At 64.7% G+C, this 23215-nt stretch carries 19 protein-coding genes and 1 pseudogene; 12 read left to right on the top strand and 8 right to left on the bottom strand.

Translation table 11 applies throughout. The annotated features are described in order from the left end of the window. Positions 1-136 precede the first annotated feature (136 nt). Together AC1DVW_RS02330 and AC1DVW_RS02325 are read left to right on the top strand one after the other, a co-directional pair. Positions 137-667: a FecR domain-containing protein gene (locus AC1DVW_RS02330; RefSeq protein ID WP_477320913.1), complete on the top strand. Its 531-nt coding sequence runs from the start codon at positions 137-139 to the stop codon at positions 665-667. Between the two features lie 6 nt (positions 668-673). Then, positions 674-2542, top strand: a complete 1869-nt coding sequence (locus tag AC1DVW_RS02325; RefSeq protein ID WP_477320912.1) for a CHASE2 domain-containing protein — start codon at positions 674-676, stop codon at positions 2540-2542. A gap of 79 nt (positions 2543-2621) precedes the next feature. Here the strand turns inward: AC1DVW_RS02325 and AC1DVW_RS02320 are convergent, their stop codons facing one another. Together AC1DVW_RS02320 and AC1DVW_RS02315 are read right to left on the bottom strand one after the other, a co-directional pair. After that, positions 2622-3749 (bottom strand): KamA family radical SAM protein, encoded by a 1128-nt coding sequence (locus AC1DVW_RS02320; protein ID WP_477320911.1) that lies wholly within the window; start codon positions 3747-3749, stop codon positions 2622-2624. A 121-nt stretch (positions 3750-3870) separates the two neighbouring features. Further along, complete coding sequence (locus AC1DVW_RS02315; protein WP_477320910.1) at positions 3871-5574, bottom strand: BTAD domain-containing putative transcriptional regulator; 1704 nt, start codon at positions 5572-5574, stop codon at positions 3871-3873. Between the two features lie 136 nt (positions 5575-5710). Between AC1DVW_RS02315 and AC1DVW_RS02310 the strand changes: the two genes are divergently transcribed. The 6 genes from AC1DVW_RS02310 to AC1DVW_RS02285 all read left to right on the top strand — a co-directional run bounded on the left by AC1DVW_RS02310 (position 5711) and on the right by AC1DVW_RS02285 (position 11591). Further along, a complete protein-coding gene (locus AC1DVW_RS02310) occupies positions 5711-6376 on the top strand; it encodes a peroxiredoxin (RefSeq protein WP_477241959.1) in 666 nt (221 codons plus the stop codon). A 114-nt stretch (positions 6377-6490) separates the two neighbouring features. Continuing rightward, positions 6491-6724, top strand: coding sequence for a hypothetical protein (locus AC1DVW_RS02305; protein ID WP_477320909.1), 234 nt, complete (start codon positions 6491-6493; stop codon positions 6722-6724). Beyond that, positions 6718-7632, top strand: a complete 915-nt coding sequence (locus AC1DVW_RS02300; RefSeq protein ID WP_477320908.1) for an NAD(P)/FAD-dependent oxidoreductase — start codon at positions 6718-6720, stop codon at positions 7630-7632. Before AC1DVW_RS02305 ends, AC1DVW_RS02300 begins: the two co-directional genes overlap by 7 nt. A 146-nt stretch (positions 7633-7778) precedes the next feature. Continuing rightward, complete coding sequence (locus AC1DVW_RS02295) at positions 7779-9437, top strand: acyl-CoA synthetase (protein WP_477320907.1); 1659 nt, start codon at positions 7779-7781, stop codon at positions 9435-9437. A 280-nt stretch (positions 9438-9717) separates the two neighbouring features. Next, positions 9718-10611: a hypothetical protein gene (locus AC1DVW_RS02290; RefSeq protein WP_477320906.1), complete on the top strand. Its 894-nt coding sequence runs from the start codon at positions 9718-9720 to the stop codon at positions 10609-10611. Between the two features lie 131 nt (positions 10612-10742). Beyond that, positions 10743-11591 (top strand): class II aldolase/adducin family protein, encoded by an 849-nt coding sequence (locus tag AC1DVW_RS02285; RefSeq protein WP_477241951.1) that lies wholly within the window; start codon positions 10743-10745, stop codon positions 11589-11591. A 44-nt stretch (positions 11592-11635) separates the two neighbouring features. On the opposite strand, the gene AC1DVW_RS02280 is transcribed toward AC1DVW_RS02285, so the two are convergent. After that, positions 11636-12274 (bottom strand): TetR/AcrR family transcriptional regulator, encoded by a 639-nt coding sequence (locus AC1DVW_RS02280; RefSeq protein WP_477320905.1) that lies wholly within the window; start codon positions 12272-12274, stop codon positions 11636-11638. A 137-nt stretch (positions 12275-12411) separates the two neighbouring features. On the opposite strand from AC1DVW_RS02280, the pseudogene AC1DVW_RS02275 reads away from it, so the two are divergent. From AC1DVW_RS02275 to AC1DVW_RS02265, 3 genes and pseudogenes are all read left to right on the top strand, one after another. Beyond that, positions 12412-13545, top strand: a pseudogene (locus AC1DVW_RS02275) (alpha-hydroxy acid oxidase). 321 nt (positions 13546-13866) lie between these two features. Continuing rightward, a complete protein-coding gene (locus AC1DVW_RS02270; RefSeq protein WP_477320904.1) occupies positions 13867-15405 on the top strand; it encodes a winged helix-turn-helix domain-containing tetratricopeptide repeat protein in 1539 nt (512 codons plus the stop codon). A 281-nt stretch (positions 15406-15686) separates the two neighbouring features. Beyond that, positions 15687-17540, top strand: a complete 1854-nt coding sequence (locus AC1DVW_RS02265; RefSeq protein WP_477320903.1) for an ABC transporter ATP-binding protein — start codon at positions 15687-15689, stop codon at positions 17538-17540. 117 nt (positions 17541-17657) lie between these two features. Here AC1DVW_RS02265 and AC1DVW_RS02260 read toward each other — a convergent pair whose 3' ends face one another. The 5 genes from AC1DVW_RS02260 to AC1DVW_RS02240 form a co-directional block, all read right to left on the bottom strand. Beyond that, positions 17658-19280: an ABC-F family ATP-binding cassette domain-containing protein gene (locus tag AC1DVW_RS02260; RefSeq protein ID WP_477320902.1), complete on the bottom strand. Its 1623-nt coding sequence runs from the start codon at positions 19278-19280 to the stop codon at positions 17658-17660. 194 nt (positions 19281-19474) lie between these two features. Beyond that, entirely contained in the window at positions 19475-19636 is a 162-nt protein-coding gene (locus AC1DVW_RS02255) for a hypothetical protein (protein WP_477320901.1), read from the bottom strand. Between the two features lie 51 nt (positions 19637-19687). Further along, a complete protein-coding gene (locus AC1DVW_RS02250; protein ID WP_477277578.1) occupies positions 19688-20185 on the bottom strand; it encodes a YciE/YciF ferroxidase family protein in 498 nt (165 codons plus the stop codon). A gap of 70 nt (positions 20186-20255) precedes the next feature. Continuing rightward, complete coding sequence (locus tag AC1DVW_RS02245) at positions 20256-21419, bottom strand: extracellular catalytic domain type 1 short-chain-length polyhydroxyalkanoate depolymerase (RefSeq protein ID WP_477320900.1); 1164 nt, start codon at positions 21417-21419, stop codon at positions 20256-20258. Between the two features lie 120 nt (positions 21420-21539). Next, a complete protein-coding gene (locus AC1DVW_RS02240; protein ID WP_477320899.1) occupies positions 21540-22283 on the bottom strand; it encodes a 2OG-Fe(II) oxygenase in 744 nt (247 codons plus the stop codon). A gap of 137 nt (positions 22284-22420) precedes the next feature. Here AC1DVW_RS02240 and AC1DVW_RS02235 point away from each other — a divergent pair, with 137 nt between their 5' ends. After that, positions 22421-23176, top strand: a complete 756-nt coding sequence (locus AC1DVW_RS02235; RefSeq protein ID WP_477320898.1) for a bestrophin-like domain — start codon at positions 22421-22423, stop codon at positions 23174-23176. The last annotated feature ends 39 nt before the right edge of the window (positions 23177-23215 follow it).

The following is a 23215-nucleotide window of genomic DNA, read 5'->3' as shown; positions in this document are numbered from 1 at the left end:
CGTGCCGTGCCGCGTGTGCTTGGCGCTGGAGCGGGTTATCGTGCTAGGATTGCCCGTCGGCACCAACTGCTTCATGGTTGCAAGTGCCGGTTTCAGGATTTCCTACCGCAGTTTTTTGCGAAGCAAGGAGGCATTGATGAGCGCAAGCGGCCGATGTTTCCGCAGCCTGGTGGCTGCCATGCTTGCCGGCGTCTTCTGGGTGGAAACCGCGCGGGCGCAGGTCGCAGGGTGTACGACCGAGCCGGTGGCGGGTACCTCCCGGCAGGTCCTGCGATGCAGGGAAAGCCTAATCATCATTGTCGAAAGCGGCGCGCGTTTCTCACTGGTGGACCGCGATGGAAACGGCAATGCCGATGCGGTCAGATTGCGGCGCAAGGCGCTGTTGCTGGAGACTCCGGCCGGCTCGGTTCCGGGCGGCTTCGTGGTCCTCACCCCGCAGGCGATCGCCGCGGTGCGCGGCACGAAATGGACCGTCGAGGTCGGCCAGGGCAAGACGTCCGTCTTCGTCCTTAGAGGTCGCGTTGCCGTGCAAAGGCCGGCGTCCAATGCCGGCGTGGTGCTGGCTCCGGGTGAAGGCGTCGACGTCGAGGCAGGGACAGGCAAACTGACCGTCAAGCGCTGGCCCGCCAAGCGCGTTTCGGCATTGATGGCCCGTTTGGGTCAGTGAGCCGCAATGAGCGGTCGAGCGCTTGCGACGCTGATCGCGCTCATCCTGGCTGGGCTTTGGGGCGCCGGCCTGGGTTTCGCGCACTGGCGCGGCAACCTATCGTTTCTCGATCGCGTCGAAGCGACGATGACCGATCTTCGAACGCTTGCTCGAGGAACGGTAAAGCCACCGGAGCTGATCACCATTGTCGCGATCGACGACGAAGCGGTGCGCGTTGAGGGCAGCTATCCGCTCAGCCGCGCCACGCTTGCCCGACTGGTCGATGCGATCGCGCGCTTTGAGCCGAAAGCCATTGCGCTCGACCTTCTGCTGGTCGATCCTGGGGCAAAGGACGATGACGCGGCGCTTGCCCGTTCACTGGGCGGGAGTGCCAGTGTCATCGCTGCCGCCGCGGTCTACCCGGGAGGCAGACAATGGGCAGTGGCCGAGGGTGAGGGTCCCCTCGCCCGGGTGGCGAATGCCGAGCGGTTTCTCAAACCCCTGAAAGCGTTTTCGGATGCCGCCGCCGTCGGCGTCGTCAACGTGGTCACCGACCGGACGGGAACGCCCCGTTTCGTGCCGTTGCTGTTTCGAGCCGGAGATCAGCTGGAAGCGTCCTTCTCCCTGCGTGTCGTAGCCACGGCAGAGGACGAGGATCCGGAAATTGCGCCCGATGATCTATCGCTGGGCGGACGATGGATCAGGACGGACATCGGTCATATCCTGCCTCTGATATTCTATGGCCCGCGCGGCACCATCCGCACGATCAGTGCCGCGACGGTGCTGGCTGGCCAGCTTGACCAGCGCATTATCCGGGATCGAATTGTCGTGATCGGAGTGACGGCAACCGGCGCCGGCGATGTGTTCCCGACACCGTTCGATCCCGTGCTGCCAGGCGTCGAAGTCATGTCGACGGCAATCGCCCATCTGATGACCGGTGACGGAATCGTACGCGACCGGTCCGTTCGCCTTGCGGATGCCGGCTTTGCAGTGGTGCTGCCCATGGTGCTCGTCGGGCTGCTGGCATGGCGGCGAAACGCCATCGGCCTGGCGGCGGTCGCCGGCGTGGTGTTGGTCTGGTCCGCGGTCAATATGACCGCCTTCTCGCACCATATCTGGCTGAGTGCTGCACTGCCGATGGCCGCTGCCGTTCCGCCGGCTCTCCTGTTCGGGGCGGCACAACTTTGGCTGGGCAGGAACCGCGCCCAGTATTTCGCCACGCAGAGCGAATTGCTGCAACGCGTCGAGGCTCCGGGCCTGGGCGAGTGGCTCGCCAGACATGGCGACTTCCTCAAGGAACCGGTCCGCAGCGACGCCGCCATCCTGTTCATCGACCTGTCCGGCTTCACCGGACTGAGTGAAGCCCTGGGGCCGAGCGCCACCCGCGAACTTCTAAACGCGTTTCATGCGTTGGTGAACGAGGAAGTGGCAGACTGCGGTGGCGTCGTCATTTCCTTCATGGGTGACGGAGCGATGATCCTGTTCGGCCTGCCGGAACCGGCGGCAAATGACGCCTTCAAAGCGGCTCGCTGTTGCGCAGGGCTCTCGAGCCGCACCAACGATTGGCTCGCCTCGCTGCCGGCAGCGACGGCGTCCCGGCTCGGCTTCAAGATTGGAGCGCACCACGGAACGATCGTCGCCTCTCGACTCGGCGGCGAAGGCCGTCAACACATCGCGGCCACCGGTGACACTGTCAACGTCGCCAGCCGCCTGATGGAGATCGCGGCCGAGCAGAACGCCGAAGTCGCGGTGGGCGACAAGATGCTGCAAGCCGCCGGTCCCGACTGCGCACTGTTCAAATCCGGTGTTCTGATAGGACCTGTGGAAACACAGATCCGTGGGCGAGCCGGCGCGCTGGCAATCTGGCTTTGGCAGAGCGCGCGGACGCCGCAGTAGATCAGGCTCTGGCGCCGGGATCTCTTCGACTGACGTCAGGAAAGCGCCCGACATTCGCACGTTTCACCGTGCGCCGACATCATTTCGTTCTATTCGTCACGATCTCCGTATAGGTCCTCACCTCGCCATCATACCCGCGAAAACGCCACGTATCCCCCTCCCGCGCCTCGACATAGGACGGACCGATCGGCACTTTCCCACCGCCTTCCAGCAGGTCGAGCACATAGACGGGGTTGCAGATGCCCGACAGGCGGGCACGCAGGGCGGCAGCCAGCGCCTGTCCCTCGGCAATCGTGGTGCGCCTATGCGCCATGCCACGTGCGAGGTCGCCATGGTGCAGGTAATAGGGCTTTATCCCGAGGCGATACATCAGCTCGCGGCAGAGCTCTTCCAGCACCTCGACGTTGTCGTTGACGCCTTTCAGGAGAACGCTCTGGTTGAGCAGCACGAAGCCGGCTTGCCGCAGCGTGCGGCAGGCCACCTCGGTGGCGTCGGTGATCTCGCGCGGGTGGTTGAAATGGGTGACGATTGTGACCATCAGCCGGCCCTGCAGAGCCGTGACCAGCCCCGGTGTGATGCGTGAGGGCAGCGCGACCGGCACGCGCGTGTGGATGCGCAACAGCCGCACATGCGCGATGGCTTCGATGCGGGCGCGGATTTCGGCCAGCGCCTTGTCTGGCAAGGACAGCGGATCGCCGCCGGTCAAGATCACCTCGCGGATCTCGGGATGATCAGCGATATAGGCGAAGGCCTCTTCCAGCGCCTCGCTTGTATAGCCGCGACCGATCGCGGTCAGCGATTCCTTGCGAAAGCAGAACCGGCAATAGACCGCGCATTGATAGGTTGGGAACAACAGCACCCGGTCGGCATGGCGATGCGTCAGGCGCGGCACCGGGCTGAATTCATGGTCGGCGATCGGATCGTCGAGCTCGCCCTCCGCCTCCACCAGTTCGTAGGGCGACGGGATGACCTGCGCCCGGACCGGATCTTGCGGGTCGTTCCAGTCGATCAGGTCGAGATAGGTTTTCGGGATGCGCACCTTGTGGTTCGCGGCCGCGCCTTGGGCCGCCGCGCGCTCGGCCGGTGACAGCGGGAGGGAGGCGAGATCGCGCACATGGCGCACGCCCTGGCGAACGTCGTCCTGCCAAGCAGTGTCGGCGGACGGGGTGCGCTCGATTGCGTCGTTGAGGTTGGAGTCTGAAGTCATCGGGGTTCTCGGGGGCAATTTCCGGCGGAGCTATCGGCCGGATGGCAAGTTGGGTCAACCATCTGCTTGCCGCAGAGTGCCAACCTCGTTCATCCGCAACCAAGCTTGGCGCGGCCGCCCCCTACCCTTCTTGGCCCATGCGGGCCAGGCAGCGGGCCTGGTCGCGCGGGCGGCCAAGCTCCTGATAGCGCGAGGCCGCCTCGTCGAAGGCGGCGAGCGCGCGGATCTCATGGTTCTGCGCCCGCCGCTGCACGCCGCGCGCTTCCCAAAGGGCGGCCGCCCAGGGACCGCCATGCCACATGCCGGCGATGCGCTCGGCGTCGTTCAGGCGGCGGTCGACCTGGTCCAGCTCGCCGGCCTCGGCGAGTGCGATTGCCGAGGCGGTGCGCAGCGCCATCGAACAGGGCTGGCAGGCGCCTGGGGTCAGCAACCGGTCGCCGGCCAGGATTTCTTCCGCCACCATCTTGGGTGTCGCCGCCGCGCGCACGGCCAGCGCCTGCATGCGCATGATCAGGTGCGGCGACAGCCATGAGCGTTCGGCGTCGGTGAGACCGCGCTGGATGAGCCGGCTGGCGCGCCACTTCTGGCCGCGCTCCAGCGCAATCTCGGCCAGCCGCTCTATGGCCAGCACGCGGCCGGCCACCGCATCCGCCTCCAGCAGCAGCCGCTCGGCCTCGGTCAGGTGGCGCTCGGCCTCGTCGAGGTCGCCTGAAAACAGCGCCGCCTCGCCCAGAAGCAGGCAGGCAAGCCCGCGGCCGGCTTGCGATGCGGCCAGCTCGGCGACGGTAAGCAGCTCGCGGGCGAGGCCTGCCACTTCGGCATGGCCCGAGGCGCTGCACAGGCAGAATTCGGACAGGCACAGGTGACCATCGAAGACATGCTGCACGAAGGCCGGCTTGGCACGAACCCATTCGATGAATTCGGAACGGAACAGTTGCGGCCACTGCGCCCGCATCATCGAGGCGAGGCCGAGCAGCGCGCTCGCCTCGCCGACTTCGCGCGGCAGGTCGGCACCGAGCGCCAGGTCGCGCGTGTGCCGGGCGATCTCGCTTGCCTTGTCGAACTCGCCGCTCTGCAGATGCACCAGGCCCCAGGCAAGCGAGGTGCGGATGCGCTCCGACGGGCTGACGGTCTCGGTGCTGGAGAGGGCCAACGCCTTCTCGTAGAGGGCGATGGTCGCCGCACTCGGCCCGACGCCGAGCTCGGCGTGCAGGTTCTCGCGCAGCTGGTTGAACTGGCGAATGGCCTCGACGCGGTTGCCGGCATCGAGTGCCACCTGCATGAGCGCGCACTGGGCCTGCTCGTCGGCGGGGTCGAGCGCGATCAGCCGCTGCCACAGGCCGCCGGCGCGCAAAAGGTCGCTGTAGCGCTGCTGCAGGTGCGCGCGTGGCGTGTCGAGCCACTCGACGAAAAGATCGTCCGGCAACAGCCTGCCGCCATAGAAGTCGGCGGCACGCTCATAGGCGCTCTTGTCACCACCGTGTAGCGCCGCCTTGGCGGCGGCCTCGAAGCTTTCGGCGTCGATCTCGAGCTCGGCATGCGGGGCAAGCGAGACGATGTCGTTGCTCACCTCGATCAGGTCGTGGACGCCGAGCGTGCGGCGCGCGAAATGAATGGCCTTGCGCAGATTGGCGCCGGCTGCCTCGGGATCAGCGTCGGGCCAGAAAATTTCCATGGCCTGCTCGCGGTGGATGCGATGGCCAGGCCTGAGCGCCAGCAGCTTGACCAGGGCCGCGGCGCGGTCGCGCCGCCAGTCGGCCGCCGGGATCGGGCGGCCATCGACGCTGACGGCGAAGCGGCCGAGCAGATGGATCGAAACGCGCATGCAGGCACCATCAGGAAAGGTCCGGCCATGGCGGCGCCAGAGCCGTCACCAACGAGGGGGCGTCGGGGAACGCTGGCGGAACATAGATTTCCTAATATGCCCCCGCAATCGAATTCCAACCGGAAAGGAAAGCAACATGTCACTCCGTATCGCAGACATCGCCCCCGACTTCACCGCCGAGACCACTCAGGGCAGCATCAGCTTCCACGAATGGCTGGGCAAGGGCTGGGGCATCCTGTTCTCCCACCCCAAGGACTACACGCCGGTGTGCACGACCGAACTCGGCTACATGGCGCGCCTCAAGCCCGAGTTCGACAAGCGCGGCGTCAAGGTCATCGGCCTCTCCGTCGACCCGGTCGAGAAGCATGCCGGTTGGGCCAAGGACATTGCCGAGACGCAGGGGATGGCGCCGAACTTCCCGATGATCGGCGACCCGACGCTCGCCATCTCGCAACTCTACGACATGCTGCCGGCGTCGGCCGGCAACAGCGCCGACGGCCGCACCGCCGCCGACAACCAGACGGTGCGCAACGTCTATGTCATCGGTCCCGACAAAAAGATCAAGCTGGTGATATCCTACCCGATGACCACGGGCCGCAACTTCGACGAGGTGCTACGCGTGGTGGACTCCCTGCAACTGACAGCCAAGCACCGCCTGGCGACGCCGGTCAACTGGAAGCCCGGCGACGACGTCATCATCGCCGGGTCGGTGTCGAACGACGAAGCCAGGCAACTCTACCCGCAGGGCTGGAAGGAGCCGAAGCCCTACATCCGCATCGTGCCGCAACCGGTCCTGACCTGAGACATCCAAGGCGGCAAGGCCAGCAATCAAGCGCCTCGCCGCCCGCCTTTTTCCGAGCAACCCGGCGACTTCAGCCTCCGGCAAGGCGCCAAGACAGATCCGAGGGGACTTGAGATGAACACCGCAAGCAAACCGCGTATCGTCGTGCTGGGAGCCGGTTTCGGCGGCCTGGAGCTGACGACGCTGCTTTCCGAGGCGATGGGCGACAGCATCGAGGTGACGCTGATCGACCAGAGCGATTCCTTCGTGTTCGGCTTTTCCAAGCTGGACGTGATGTTCGGCCTGAAGACGCCGCAGGCCGTGCGCCTGCCCACAAAAGCTATGCCAAGCCGGGCGTCAGGATGCTGAAGCGCACGATCACAGGGATCGATCCCGAGAGGCGCCGGGTGACCACCAATGACGGCGTGTTCGAGGCCGACCACCTCGTGGTTGCGCTCGGTGCGGAATATGATTTCGACGCCACGCCAGGGCTTTCGGGAACCAACGAGTTCTACACCGTGGCGGGAGCGGAGCGGCTGCGCGACGTGCTGCCCACTTTCAAAAAAGGCAAGGCGATGGTCGGCGTCTGCGGGGCACCCTACAAGTGCCCGCCGGCGCCCAGCGAATGCGTGCTGATGCTGCACGACTATCTGGTCAGGCAAGGCGTGCGCGCGGACTGCGAGATATCATTGGTGCTGCCGCTGGGCAGCCCGGTGCCGCCCTCGCCCGACACCTCGCGGGCGCTGCTGGCGGCCTTTGCCGAACGCGACATCAAGTTCATCCCGAGCCGCCGCGTCGCCTCCGTCGACAATGCCCGCAATTTGGCGGTGCTCGACGACGGCACGGAAATGCCGTTCGATCTCTTCCTCGGCGTTCCCAAGCATCGCGTGCCGCCGGTGGTGCTGGAAAGCGGCATGGCCGAGAACGGCTGGATCCCGGTCAATCCGCGCACGCTCGAAACAAAATACGAGAACGTCTATGCCGTCGGCGACGGCGCCAACACCGGCACGCCCAAGGCCGGGGTGTTCGCCGAAGGTGCGGCGCGCGCCGTTGCCACCGGGCTCATCGCAAAACTGCGCCAGAGCGGCAGCGGCTCGCTCTATGACGGCTTCGGCACCTGCTATATCGAGTTCGGCGGCGGCCGCATCGGCAAGGTCGAGGTCGATTTCTTTTCAGGCCCCGCGCCGACCGGAAAATACCACGAGCCCTCGGTAGCGCTGCGCGCCGACAAGGAGACTTTTGGATCGAGCCGGCGCTCGCGCTGGTTCGGCCTCTGAGGCCGGAGGATGAAGACCGCTCAGGGGGCTGAGAGCCCCCGGGGCGGTCCTGGCTCCTCATCGACCACGAGCGCGATCTTGGGTATCCTGCCGGCCATGACGATGGTCCACAAGGAGGTGGACGCCGCTACGGGAGGAATGCCGCGATGGTTGGAGCTTCGACCGGCTTGCCGCGCTATGAGGATGCCGTTCAACGCTTTCGCATCGAGGATGAAGTCGCGCGCCTTGATGGCGACCCCGCGACAGGCATCAACGCCTATCTCGAATGCTGCGGCCGCTACACTGGCCAGAATCGTCTGGCGCTGCGCGCCATCTCGGCCGGCGGGAGCCTGAGCGAATTCAGCTTCGACGATCTCGCCGACATGTCGGGACGCGCAGGCACCCTGCTGAAGGATCTGGGCGTCGGCCCCGGCGATGTCGTCGCCGGCATGCTGCCGCGCATTCCCGAACTGGTGGCGCTCATTCTTGGCACCTGGCGCATCGGCGCCGTCTACCAGCCGCTGTTCACCGCCTTCGGCCCAAAAGCCATCGAGCACCGGCTGGGCTACAGCGGCGCGAAGCTGGTGGTGACCAATCCGGCCAATCGCGGCAAGCTCGACGAGGTCGAGAAGCACCCGTGCGTCGCGACCATCCTCGGCGCCGGCGACACCCAGCCCGCAGGCGACATCGATTTCCGCGCCGCCCTTGCCGCCGCCTCGCCCGATTGCCAGCCGGTGCTGCGCAAGGGCGACGACCTGTTCATGATGATGTCGACCTCGGGCACGACCGGCCTGCCCAAGGGCGTGCCAGTGCCGCTCAAGGCGCTGATGTCGTTTGGCGCCTACATGCGCGAGGCGATCGGGCTGAGGCCCGGCGACGTGTTCTGGAACATTGCCGATCCCGGCTGGGCCTATGGCCTCTATTACGCCATCACCGGGCCGCTGCAGCTCGGCATCGCCACCACCTTCTATGAGGGCGCCTTCAACGCCAAAAGCACCTACGACATTATCGAGCGGCTGGGCGTCACCAGCCTCGCCGGATCGCCTACCGCCTATCGCCTGCTGATGGCCGAAGGCGCCGCGGCCGCTGCCCGCATCAAGGGGAAGCTCAGGGTGGTGAGCAGCGCCGGCGAGCCGCTCAACCCGGAAGTGATCCGCTGGTTCGACGCCCACCTCGCCGCCCCCATTCATGACCATTACGGCCAGACCGAGAACGGCATGATGGTCAACAATCATCACGGCCTGTCGCACACGGTGCGGCCGGGCTCGGCAGGTTTCCCGATGCCGGGCTATCGCATGGTGGTGCTGGACGAAGCGGGCCGGGAGCTTGGCCCCAACCAGCCCGGCATTCTCGCCGTCGACATCGCCAATTCGCCGCTGCGCTGGTTCGACGGCTATCACCAGGCGGAGACGCCGGCGATAGCAGGCGGCTATTACCGCACCGGTGACACGGTCGAGTATGAGCCGGACGGCTCGGTCTCGTTCATCGGCCGGGCGGATGACGTCATCGCCTCGGCCGGCTATCGCATTGGCCCATTCGACGTCGAAAGCGCACTGATCGAGCATCCGGCGGTCAACGAGGCGGCGGTGGTCGGCGTGCCCGATCCGCAGCGCACCGAGATCGTCAAGGCCTTCGTGGTGCTGGCGTCGGCCTACCAGGGCAGCGAGGCGCTAGCCGAGGAACTCGCGCAGCATGTCAAGAAGCGGCTCTCGGCACATGCCTATCCGCGCGAGGTCGATTTCGTCACCGAATTGCCGAAGACGCCGAGCGGCAAGATCCAGCGGTTTTTGCTGCGCAAGGCGGAGGTGGAGAAGCGCAAGGGCTGACGCTGCGCCTGAGCGCCAATCTCCCCCTCGAGGGGGAGATGGCCGGCAGGCCAGAGGGGGTCGCTGCGCGTGAAGCGCCGGCGTCCTCGGCGGCGATAGACGACGCTGGCGAACTATGTGAGACGCCCCCCTCTGTCGCCTTCGGCGACATCTCCCCCTCGAGGGGGGAGATCAGCGGCTCCAACGTCGGCGTTTCCAGCCTTGTTTTAGCCTGATCTTGTCTTCAAACGTTCGTATTGTCCTTGGATACAACGTAGAGCGTAGAGCGGAGAGCTACATCATGCGGCTGGTCTGGACATTTCTGTTCGCGCTCGCGAGCAGTGCTGCTTTCGCGGCTTCGCCGGAGGACGACTATATCGCGGCGCGCGACAAGGCGATTTCCGCAATCGCGGCGCTGGCAAGCTCGAACGCACCCGTGGAAACGCTCGATGCCGCCGGCGCAAAAGCGCTGGCCGATCTCGAAAGGCGTCTTTCCGCCCTTGTCGGCCCCGTGACGGTCAAGGATTTTCCGGCAACCGGCACGATCAATCTAGAAAGCCTCAGCGATGCCGATATCGGTTTCGGCATGCTCGACGGGTTGAGATACGCCAAAGGCGACAACGGCCCGAGCCTGGTGGCAACGACCCGGGGCCTGCTCGAGCGCTGGCTGCAGTCCAGAGCCGCCGAGACCGACGAGAGCTTCAAACTGCCCGCCGGCATCGATGCGGCGCTGAAACTCGACGCCTTCTACACGCAGGCCATCAACAGCGACGCCGCATTCGAGGGGACGCTCGACTTTCCGCTGAAGAAGCCTGAAGGCGCCGACCTGGCTTTTGCGCGGCTCGGCGGCTGGACGCAGGATTTGGGGCCGATTGACGACCAGCAGGTCATCGTCACCCTCGTCAAGGGCAACAGCGTGATGATCGCCTCGGCGTCTGCGGCACGCCCTGTTCCGAAGATCGCGGCCTGCGACGCCGTGTGGACTGCTGCGAACGCTGCCGCCCAGAAATTCCAGGAGGCCTACCAGGCTTCGGACCTCAAGGACGAAACGGCGTTCGATGCCGCCAACGCCGCCCTGGAAAAAGGCGACGCCGACTATCGCACCTGCATGGGCGAGCACCTGCCTGATGACCCGGCCTTCCCGGCGCTGCTCAAGCAGGTTCAGGAGCTTGCCGATCACATGGCCGGCAAGTAGGCTCTCGCTGATCCTGGTCGGATCATCGCCACGGCACCGAACAGTTTCGCATCTATTCGGAAGAATTCGGAACTATTGATGCCGCCTTTGAGACGCTGTCTCGAGGCTTCTCCAATCTGGAGCCTGCCGTCATGCAGACGGTGCAGGACTTCAAGGAGGACGCCATGAACATCGTCACGTCAATTCCCGAAAGCGATTTGGCCGTCAGCAAGCAGGCGGCGTATGAGCCTCTTTTCAAACGGCCACCCAGCTTCGAAAACCTGGAACAGGAGCGGCAACACCGGAAGGAAAGACTTGCCGCCGGCTTCCGCATCTTCGGAGCGCTGGGCTTCAGCGAAGGCGTCGCCGGACATATCACGGCGCGTGATCCGGAATTCACCGACACGTTCTGGGTCAATCCGTTCGGCATGCATTTCGCGCATGTCACGGTCTCCGACCTCATCCGTGTCGACGCCACGGGCGCGGTGGTCGAGGGCACGATGCCGGTCAACGTCGCCGCCTTCGCCATTCATCATCAGATCCACGCGGCACGGCCGGATGTGGTGGCGGCCGCGCACACGCATTCCATCTATGGCAAGGCGTGGTCGGCGGTCGGCCGGCTGCTCGACCCGATCACGCAGGACGCCTGCGCCTTCTACGAGGATCACGTCTTCTTCGATGACACACGGGTGATGGTCACGGAGGCGAGCGAGGCGGCGCGGATCGCCGAAAGCCTCGGCGGCCACAAGGCGGCGATCCTGCGCAACCACGGCCTGCTCACGGTTGGCCAGACCGTCGACGAAGCCGTCTGGTGGTTCATTTCGATGGAGCGCTGCTGCCAGGCGCAGTTCCTCGCCGAGAGCGTGGGCACGCCGCTGCAGGTCGACCCGGAAAACGCGCGCGCCACCCGCGCGGTGAATGGAACGGCGCAAGCCGGGTGGTTTCAGTGCCAACCGCTGCACGACCGCATCCTCAGGCAGCAGCCCGATCTGCTTGGATAGGCTCTCGCGGTCAGCACCTGGCCGACGAAAGCTGGCCATCGGCGTCAAGAGGCTGATCCATTCACGATCAGCCTTTTGGCTGCGGCGGCCGCGGCAGTGCAATAGTTTCGGTCGCCATGGACCAGCATCATTACCATTGCACCCTCGACCAGCAGGAACAACTCGCGCGCCCGCTCGCGCGGCGATGCCACCTTCGCTTCGGCGAGAAGGGTTGCCAGATGCTGTTCCATCAAGGCTTTGTGCTGGCGCGCCATCGAACGCGCGGGATGCCCGGAGAGATCGGCAAGCTCGATTGCCAGCCGGGTAAATCCCGATCCCGCCCAGCGCGGTTTGGCCGACCATGCGGCCAGTCCTCCGAACAGCTTGTCGACCAGTTTCTCCGGACCGCCAGACAGGTCGATGCCATAGGTCTGGAACTCGGCGAACGCCCGTTCGTGCTGTGATGCAAGCACCGCGGTCAGCAACGCGTCCTTGCTGTCGAAGTGATAGTAGAGTGTCTTCTTGGTGACGCCGGCGGCGCTTGCGATATCATCCATGCCGACGCGAAAGAATCCTCGCTGGCGAAAGAGCTTGTACGCCGCCTGCAATATCACTGGCCTGGTCTGGTCGGACGATCTGGGCACGGGGCTGACGCCGATGAAAGTATACTCGCTAGTGAGTTTACATCCGCGCGATCGCGACATTCAATGGACCAGAATTGGCTAATATTCGTTGGGAGCCGACGATGGACAGGCTGATCACCGCAGTGCCCGATCTCCAACAATTCAGGGAAGCCACAACCTTGGGCGACCGGGCCAAGGCGCCACCGGCGCCTTCGCTCCTGAAGACCATGACCTGCATCGAGGATCTGCGGCAGGCCGCCCGCCGCCGCGTTCCCCGGGCCTTTTTCGACTAGGTCGAGGCAGGCTCCTACTCGCAACAAACCTTGCGCGCCAACAGCGCCGATCTGGCGCGGCTCACTTTCCGCCAGCGCGTGCTGGTCGACGTTTCGCAACGGGATACGGGGACGATGATCCTCGGCGAGAAGGCTTCGCTGCCGATCGCGTTGGCGCCAATCGGCATTGGCGGGATGCAGTGGGCCAATGGGGAAATCCTCGCCTGCCGCGCCGCACAGGCGGCCGGTGTTCCCTACACACTCGGGACAATGGCGATCTGCTCGATCGAGGACGTTGCCGCGGCGGTCGAGAAGCCGTTCTGGTTCCAGCTCTATGTGATGAAAGACCGCGGCTTCGCGCGTTCGCTTGTCGAGCGGGCGCTCGCTGCACGCTGCAGCGCGCTGGTGCTAACCGTCGACCTGCAGGTGCTGGGACAGCGCCACGCCGACGTCAGGAATGGGCTGTCGGTTCCGCCGGCGCTGAAAGTACGAAATCTTCTCGACATGGCGACCAAGCCCGCCTGGGCCTGGAGGATGCTCACTGCCAAGCGCTGGACGTTCGGAAATCTCGCCGGCCATGTGAAAGGCGAGCAAGGCGTCAAGGAGCTCGCGGACTGGGTGTCGCATCAGTTCGATCCCACACTCAACTGGAATGACGTCGAGTGGATCAGGAGCATCTGGCCAGGCAAGCTGATCATCAAGGGTATTCTCGACGTCGACGATGCGCGCGCCGCCAGCAAGGCTGGCGCAACCGCGATCGTGGTGTCCAACCATGGTGGCCGGCAGCTGGACGGTGCGCCATCGACGATCTCCAAGCTGCCGAAGATCGTTGAAGCGGTGGGCTCCGAAATCGAGGTACTGTTCGACGGCGGCGTTCGGTCAGGCCAGGATGTGATGCGCGCGCTCGCCCTTGGCGCCAGAGGCTGCCTGGTCGGGCGAGCCTATATTTACGGCCTCGGTGCCGGCGGAGAGGCTGGTGTGGCGACCGCCATTGAGATCCTTCGCAAGGAACTGTCCGTCACCATGGCGCTGACCGGCACGAGAAGCATCGACGAAGTCGATGAGCGGGTGCTGAACTAGCCGAGTCGTCCTGGATGGGGCTGTCGTTGTGGCATTGGGCGCCGCTGTGGTTTCCGTTGCCGCGGCGTTTCTGGCAGGCGATGTAGTCCGCCACATAGCGCTCGAGGGCGGCGCGGAATTCTTCGTCACGTGGGCACGTCCTGCTCGCTGGAACGGCTTGCTCGGTCTCCGTCTCTAACTCCACACGGTCAAAAACAACAGCAGACATTTCCGGCTCTCCTGTCTCAAAACGTGGTGACAGGGTGAGCCCAGCGGGCGGTGGCGTCGCGGGCGCCTGCCCGAATACTTCCGAAAAGCTCCGAAAAGATGTTAGTTTGCGCCATGGTGGGGAAGCGTTTTGCCTTCGGTCCGTTCGAGCTCAACCCGGAAGCGGGAACGCTGCTCCGGCAGGGCCTGCCCGTTCCGGTCGGCTATCGCGGCGTGCTGCTCCTGGCGGCGCTGGTGGAACGACCCGGCGAAGTCCTGTCCAAGGCGACGCTGATGGACGCGGCATGGTCGCAAGCGGCGGTCGAGGAAAGCAATCTCTCGGTCCAGATCGCATTGCTGCGCAAACTGCTTGGGCCGGGACCCGACGACGCCGAGTGGATCGCGACAATCCCCCGGGTCGGCTACCGCTTCGGTGGCGCCGTGGAGTGCCTCGACACCGCTGCTGCCCCATCCGACAGTGCCGAGGCCGGGCCGTCCATCGCCGTGCTGCCCTTTGCCAATCTCAGCGACGACGCCGAGCAGCAATATTTCGGCGACGGCCTCGCGGAAGACATCATCACCCGACTGGCGCGGCTGCGCTGGCTGTTCGTGTCCGCCCGCAACTCATCATTCACCTATGGCGGCAAGGCGGTCGACGTGAAGCAGATCGGGCGCGAGCTCGGCGTGCGCTATGTGCTCGACGGAAGCGTGCGCCGTTCCGGGCAGCGGCTGCGCATCAACGCCAGGCTGAGCGACGCAGACCACGGGCGCCAGATCTGGGCCGAGCGCTACGATGCGGAAATCGCCGATTTCTTCGCGCTGCAGGACGAGATCGCCCAAAGCGTCATCGGCGCCATCGAGCCCAGGCTCTACCTTGCGGAGCAGGAGCGTTTCCAGAGCCGGTCGCCCGGCAACCTCGATGCCTGGGGCTTCGTGATGAAGGCGATGCCCTATGTCTGGACCTGGGCTTCGCTGCCGGATTTCGAGATCGCCGAGCGGCTGCTGAAAAAGGCTGTCGACATCGACCCCGACTATCCGCGCGCCAACTGCCTGATTGCCTGGGGCCTCGCCGCAAAGTCGATGCTTGGACTGGCTGATTCGGAAGCCGCCCTGCCTGCTGCCCACGACATGGCGCAACGGGCGATTCGCAGCGACCCGGAGGACCCGTGGACGCACTTCGCCACGGGCTTCGTGCATATGGCCTCGCGCCGCTTCGACCCGGCCGTGAAGGCCCTGTCCGAGGCGATCACTCTCAATCCGAGCCTCGCCTACGCGCATATGATCCTCGGATCGACCTATGCCTATGCGGGCATGCCCGACGACGGCCTGCACCATGTCGCGCTGGCCGACCGGCTCAGCCCGCGCGATTTCACGCAAGCAGGCAGCCTTTCCGTCGCTGGGCTCTGTCATTTCATGGCCGGGCGTTACGCCGAGGCGGCCGAATTCGAGCGGCGGGCGGTGGATCTCAGGCAGAATTTCGGGACGGCGTGGCGCACATACGCCGCCTCGGCCGGCATGGCTGGCGACCGCCCCACCGCCGCCCACGCGTTGTCGCAGACACGGCGCCTGCATCCATCCGTGTCCGTGGACTGGGTCGAGAAATACCACCCCATCGTGCACGAAAGGGATCGGGCACGCTACATCGAGGGGCTGCGCGTCGCCGGGCTCGACTGATCGAGGAGGCCGGGTCAATACCGGTCATGGCGAAGCAACCTTGGTAGACCGAGCTCCCATCCGCTTCCCAATCCGTCAGCTCCGCAACCACGGCGCTTCCAGCGGTTTTTGCTGCGCGAGACGCAGGTGAGACGCGCAAGCAAGGCTGACGTTTGAGCGCGCGGGTTGCGATCTCGCGCCCGACTTGGCATAATTGTCCGACCATTCGCAGCAGGAGAGTGAGATGAGAACCTTCATGTCCAACCGGAAAGGAGAGATCGATCAACAGGACATGAAGCTTTATGCAACGCCACTTTTCCCGGGCGAGGACGCATGCCGACGCGCGCCATAGCCAATCCCTAGGTAAACCTTCACCGCCTTCGGCCGGATTTTCCGCGCGGGCTGAGCGCAGCCGGCGGTTCGCACACGCGCGCAAATTCCTGTCGTACTACAAGCCGCATCTGGCTCTGCTGGCGGCGGACTTGGCGTGCGCCGTGCTCATTGCCGCGACGGCGCTTGCACTGCCGGTTTTCGCCAACCATGTCACCAGGGGTCTGCTGGCTTTGCCGCAGGCAGCCGAGACGCTCAGCCATATCTACGTCTCGGGCGGACTCATGCTCGCCATGGTGGCCATCCAGGCAGTCGCCGTGTTCTTCGTCGACTATCAGGGCCACGTCATGGGCGCCAGGATCGAGAGCGCGATCCGCCAGGAGCTGTTCGAGCATTGCCAGAAACTGTCCTTCAGCTTCCATGACGGGCAGCGTGTCGGACAACTGATGAGCCGCATCACCAACGACTCGCTATCGCTGGGCGAACTCTACCATCACGGCCCCGAGGACCTGTTCATCGCAGCGCTCAAGTTCCTCGGCGCCTTCGTCATCCTCACCATCATCGACCCGGTGCTGACCGCGCTGATTGCCATCATGACGCCGTTCGCGGTGATCTATGCCCTGCACTTCAACCGCCGCATGAACGGGGCCGTGCGACGCAGCAAGGAGCGAATCGCCGCCATTAACGAGCGGCTGGAAGATTCTCTGACCGGCATCAGGGTCGTCCAGTCCTTTGCCAATGAAGATCTGGAAATACAGCGTTTCGCGCAGGCAAACGCGATGTTCCTGGAAAGCCGCCGGGACGGCTATCTGAGCGAGGCCTATTTTTCGCTGGGAACGGCGACCTTTGCCCAGATGATCACCGTGCTGGTCATCGTCGCCGGCGCCGTTCGCGTGCTGAGCGCTGAGCTCAGCGTCGCCGACATGCTGACCTTTCTGCTGTGCGTAGCGGTGCTGGTCGACCCGGTGTCGCGCCTGGCCAATCTGGCGCGGCTCTGGCAGGAGGGTCACACCGGCTTTGTCAGGGCGATGGAACTTCTGGATACCGCTCCCCACATCGAGGACCGGGACGGCACGGTCGAACTCGGCCGCCCGATCGGGGCGGTCAGCTTTCGCGATGTCGGCTTCCGCTACGAGGCCGAGGGCGCTCATGTACTGAAACGCCTGACCTTCGACATCGCGCCGGGCGAATTCGTCGCGCTGGTTGGCTCGTCAGGCGTCGGCAAGAGTACGTTGTGCGCGTTGATCCCCCGCTTCTACGAGGTCAGTGCCGGACAGATACTGATCGACGGCATCGACGTGCGCGACATCAGCCTCGCATCGTTGCGGCGCAGTATCGGGGTGGTACAGGAAGACGTCTATCTGTTCAGCGGCACGGTGGCGGAGAACCTGCGCTATGGCCGCTTCGACGCGACGGACGCCGAGATTGCCGCTGCCGCCGAGGCGGCCAACGCGCATGATTTCATCACCGCCCTGCCCGACGGCTACGACACCGACATCGGGCAGCGCGGCGTGAAACTGTCCGGCGGCCAGAAGCAGCGGTTGACCATTGCGCGCGCCTTCCTCAGGAACCCGGCCATCCTCATCTTCGACGAGGCGACAAGCGCGCTGGACAATGAGAGCGAGCGGGCCGTCCAGCAGGCGCTGCTGGAACTGACTAGGGGACGCACGACCATTGTCATCGCGCATCGCCTGTCAACGGTGCGCCATGCGGACCGCATCCTGGTGCTGACCGAGGACGGGATCGGCGAAGAAGGAAGCCACGACGCGCTGATGGCGGCCGGCGGACTCTATGCCGCGCTCCACAGAGTGCAAGCCAGCATCTAGCACACCAGTGGCCCGCTTCCCTCTTGCGGAAACGGGCCGAGTGTTGCGGAAGTCGAAAAGCGGAAGAGAGGATGAAATCGGAGCTGAATGCTGGGACGCGATGCCGAGGCCCTTCCCCTACCCCCTGAGCCCCGGCGCTTCCTGCCCTGTGCGCTCGACATATTCGGTATAGCCGCCGCCATAGGTGTGGATGCCCTCCGGCGTCAGTTCCAGCACGCGGTTGGAGAGTGCGGCCAGGAAATGGCGGTCGTGCGAGACGAACAGCATGGTGCCTTCATACTGCGAGAGTGCGGTGATCAGCATCTCTTTGGTGGCGATGTCGAGATGGTTGGTCGGCTCGTCCAGCACCAGAAGATTGGGCGGGTCGAACAGCATCAGCGCCATCACCAGCCGCGCCTTCTCACCGCCTGACAGCACGCGGCATTTCTTGTCGATCTCGTCGCCGGAAAAGCCGAAGCAGCCGGCGAGTGCCCGGAGCGGCGCCTGGCCGGCCTGCGGAAACGCGTCCTCCAGCGTCTGGAACACCGTGCGCTCGCCTTCCAGCAGCTCCATGGCGTGCTGGGCGAAATAGCCCATCTTGACGCTCGGGCCCCGCGCCACCGTGCCATTGTCGGGCTCGGAAGCGCCGGCGACCAGTTTCAGCAGCGTCGACTTGCCGGCGCCGTTGACGCCCATGATGCACCAGCGCTCGCGGCGGCGGACCTGGAAGTCGAGCCCTTCATAGATTGTGCGGCTGCCATAGCCCTTGTGGACGTTCTTCAGCGTCACGACATCCTCGCCGCAGCGCGGCGCCGGCTGGAACTCGAACGACACCGTCTGGCGGCGCTTGGGCGGTTCGACGCGATCGATCTTGTCGAGCTTCTTCACCCGGCTCTGCACCTGCGCGGCATGCGAGGCGCGCGCCTTGAAGCGCTCGATGAAGGCGATCTCCTTGGCCAGCATCGCCTGCTGGCGCTCGAACTGCGCCTGCTGCTGCTTGTCGGCGATGGCCCGCTGCTGCTGGTAGAATTCGTAATTGCCGGAATAGGCGGTCAGCGAACCGGCGTCGATCTCGACCACCTTGTTGACGATGCGGTTCATGAACTCGCGGTCGTGCGAGGTCATCAAGAGCGCGCCGTCATAGCCCTTGAGGAAGGATTCCAGCCAGATCAGGCTTTCGAGATCGAGATGGTTGCTCGGCTCGTCGAGAAGCATGACGTCGGGTCGCATCAAAAGAATGCGGGCGAGCGCCACGCGCATCTTCCAGCCGCCGGACAGTTTGCCGACGTCGCCGTCCATCATCTCCTGGGTAAAGCCGAGGCCGTCGAGCACCTCGCGGGCGCGGCCGTCCAGCGCGTAGCCGTCGAGCTCCTCGAAGCGGTGCTGCGCTTCGCCATATTTTTCGATGATCTCGTCCATCCGGTCGGCCTGGTCGGGATCGCCCATGGCGTGTTCGAGCTCACGCATTTCGGCGGCGACGTCACTCACCGGCCCGGCGCCGTTCATCACCTCGGCCACCGCGCTGTGGCCGGCCATGTCGCCGACATCCTGGCTGAAGTAGCCGATGGTGACGCCACGATCGACCTGCACTTGCCCCTCGTCGGGCTGCTCCTCGCCATTGATCATACGAAACAGCGTCGTCTTGCCGGCGCCGTTGGGGCCGACGAGACCGACCTTCTCGCCCTTCTGCAAGGCGGTCGAGGCCTCGATGAAGACGATCTGACGACCGTTCTGTTTACTGATGCTTTCGAGACGTATCATGCCTGTTCGCGAGCCCTGGAGGATTTTCCCCGGCCTTACGCGATAGGCGGCGTCAGAGGAAGCGCACAAGCGCAACCCGCGCGAAAAAGCCGCTGCGGAACCCTGCCTCCTGAAGGCAGAAGCCCACGGCGGAGGCGCGGAAGCGCCAGTCACAAACACAGGGCAACCAACCGGTTTTGACGGGTAACCGGCCGTCAGCCCTCGTCCTTGGTCTTGCGGGCTTCCTGTTCGCCCTTGGTCTTACCATGCTCTTTGGCGAGATCCTTGGCCTGCTGCGGTGAAACGTCGGTCTGCTCGGCGATACGCAAAGCTTCCTTGTCGGAAATGCGGTGGGTCTTGGACGGTGTGTCGGTCATGGCGAGCTCCAAAAAGGCGGCCCGCCGGAGACCGGCGGGCCGTGGTGTCCGTCAGGCTGCTTCGGCCTGCTGGTTGACGACACTCGTCGCGATACCTGTCAGGGCCTCGTCGGTCGCCTTTTCTTCCTTCAGCGTCGCTTCAAGAAGCGCAACCGCGTCGTTGAGGCCAAGCTCCTCGGCCCAGGTCCGCATCGTGCCGTAACGGGAAATCTCGTAGTGCTCAACCGCTTGCGCGGCTGCCAGCAGGCCCGCGTCGAGCGCCGGCGAGCCCTTGTATTCTTCCATGATTTCCGCGCCCTCGTCAGTGATGCCGACGATGGCCGCGCAGGTCTTGCCCTGCGGCTTCTTGCCGATAACGGCGAACACTTTTTCGAGGCGGGCGACATGGCCTTCGGTCTCGCTGCGATGCTTGGTAAAGGCCGCCTGCAACTCGGCGCTCTGGGCTGCCTTGGCCATCTTGGGCAAGGTTGCGAGAATTTTCTTCTCGGCAAAATAGATGTCTTTCAGCGTGTCGTGAAAAAGGTCTTCGAGAATTTTCTGTTTGGCCATTGTCTACTCCTGTGGGTTTCTTTTCCCTCGAGTGGACAATGAGCGGTTAGGCGAATTGTTCCGCGCTTGGCTAGCGCATCAACCCGGCTGCGCGTAGCGCGTCCTCGATGACCTTGGAGATGCCGGCAGCCGAGTCGCGCGCGTCAGGTCGCGGTTCTCCGGTGTGGTCGATGCGTGCCGCGCGCGGCTTTTCAGGCACGCTGTAAATCTTCAAGGCGGCGCCGGAGACAGGCGCCGCTGACGTGGCGTCTTTTTTCGCGTCGCCCCGCGCAGCTGGCTTCGCGAGATCCCAGAAGCGAGCTATGTGGCGTGTCGAGGAAATCCCGACATCCAGCATGAACGGCCCTGCCCTGCCCAGGCCATCATCGCCGATCGTCTGCAGTGGCGTGCCATGGCCCATGCCGGCCACGCTATACTTTTCGATCAGCTCCCGGCCACTGCCGTCGCACCAGACCTGTCGTGTCTGGCCATCGACCGTCTCGACGCGCGTCGGGCTGGTGCCAACGCCATGCACCCCTTGCCATTGCGCGACAATGGCATCCGCGTTGGACTGCACGACGGTGTTGTCGGCCGAGCCCTGCCAGACCGAAATCGTCGGCCAAGGACCCCTATGTGACGAGGCCCCGCGCAAGAGCCGTTGCAGGTCGGCCTTGGACGGGCCGCCATGGCCACGCATGCGGTCGAAGGCTTCGGGGATCGTCACCGCACTGCCGTAGGCCAGTCCGGCAACGATTGCGCCGCCGGAGAACATTTCCGGATAGGCCGCTAGCATCGCCGTCGCCATGGCGCCGCCGGCGGAAAGGCCGGTGATGAAAATACGCTTGCGGTCAACACCATGGGTGGCAACCACCGCCTCGATCATCTGGCGGATGGAGAGCGCTTCGCCGCTGTCGCGGATGATGTCTCCCGGGACGAACCAGTTGAAGCAGAGATTGGCATTGTTGGCGCGCTGCTGCTCCGGGAAGAGGACTGCAAACCCCTGCTCCGCCGCGAGTTGCGACCAGCCGGAACCGTGATCATAACCAGCTGCGCTCTGGGTACAGCCATGCAGGACCACGACCAGTGCTGCATCTTCCTGCAGGTTTGCGGGCACGTAGAGGCGTGCACGCAAGGCGCCAGGATTGGAACCGAACCCGCTCACATCGGACAGCCGATCGTCATGGTGCTGCCCGGAAGCGACGGGGCGGCCGCGCATCGCGCTCAGCCGCGCGATCGTATCTGACATGTTTCGCAAATCGGTATCCTTGCTTGCCGGGATGGCATCGCACACAACGCGCTTGCAGCAATATCGTTGCTGCACTGCACAATAACAAGCTGTGACGCGACGGCGGCGCGGGACGCCTTTGCCGCCTCGCTACTTCGCGTCGTGAAAAATGATGCCGACGGTATGCCGTATCCCCGAGCGCAGGCGGCTGACGCCGTGGCGAAGATTGACCCGGTAATTGCCCTTCGTCCCCTTCACCGGGCGATTGTGGACGGCGAACACCACCGCGTCGCCCTGGCTGAGCGGCACCACTTCGGCGCGGCTTTGCATGCGCGGGCGCTGCTCGGTCAGCACGAACTCGCCGCCGGTGAAATCCTCGCCGGGTTGGGAGAGCAGGATCGCCACCTGCAACGGAAAGGCGAGGTCGCCATAGAGGTCCTGATGCAGGCAGTTGAAGTCGCCGGGCACGTATTGCAGCAGAAGCGGCGTCGGCCGCGTCTGGCCCTGGTCGTGGCATTGCCTGAGAAACGCCGCGTGTTCGGCGGGGTAGCGCTGGGCGATGCCCATACGCTCGTTCCAGTCATTGGCGACAGCGGCCAGCCGCGGGTAGAGCGCAGTGCGCAAGGCGCCGATCAGGTCAGGCAAGGGATAGCGGAAGTAGCGATACTCGCCCTTGCCGAAACCATGCCGCGCCATGTGGACATGGCTGCGGAAATGGCTTTCGTCGGGATAGAGGGCGGCAATCTGCCGGCACTCCTCGGGCGTCAGCAACTTTTCGATGACCGCGCAGCCATGGTTGCTCAATTCACTGGTGAGCGCCGCCCAGTCATGGGCTGCGACGCGCGTCTCGGCGGCACGAGCCGCTTTTGCCGTATCGAGGGAATGGATGGTCATGGGTCTTGCCTCCGATGCTACCATCAGGGTCGGCGAAAGCAGGCGCGCCAGCCACCCGTTTCCTGCCAGGGTGGCTTGCGGGGCGGGTGAGCCGGCCGCGCGGTTGGCAATTTCCGCGTCTCGTGCACAATGGCGCCATGCGCGAGGCTCTTGTCGGAGTGGCGATCTTTGTCTGTCTGGCCGGGGCGGCATTGTGCAGCCTGGCGATCTACGATCGTTTCCCCGACAGGCACCGCCAGGACGACACCAGTGCCATCGTGCGGCTTATAGCCAATCTGTTCGTGGTGATGACCTCGCTGGTGATCGGCCTGATGATCAACTCGGCCAAGAACACCTTCGAATCCATCGACCACAATGTGCACGGCTATGCGACGCAACTGATCCTGCTGGACAGGACGCTCCGGCAATATGGCCCCGAAACCAACGCTGTCCGCGAGCCGCTTGGCGCCTATGTGCAACGGGTGGTGAGCGACGTCATGCCCCAGGGTGAAACGCCGGTTATCGCCAACAGGCTGTCGGAGCATCTGCTCACCGAAGTCGGCGACCGGCTGAGCACGATGACCCCGGCGGATGCCGCCCATGGCGCCTTGCTGCAGGATGCCCGCCAGCACCTGCAGAAGGTCCTGGAACAGCGCTGGGTGCTGATCGAGCAGTCGGAGGGTACCATTCCACTGCCACTGATCGTCATGCTGGTGCTGTGGCTGATGCTGATCTTCGGCAGCTTCGGCTTCCGCGCACCGCGCAACGCTGTCGTCGTCGGCTCCTTCGTGCTGGCGGCAGCGCTGATCGCGAGTTCGCTCTATCTGATCCTCGACATGGACATTCCGTTTTCCGGACCGATCCAGATATCGCCGGCGCCGCTCGAGCGTGCGCTGGCGGAGATCAGCCGGTAGGCTGGATTGCCGCGACATCGTCAAGCGCCTCGGCCGCAG

It is taken from the genome of Mesorhizobium sp. P3_B5 (assembly GCF_056402815.1).
Note: the sequence above shows the minus strand (reverse complement) of the source record. Positions and strands in the feature narration are given on the sequence as shown.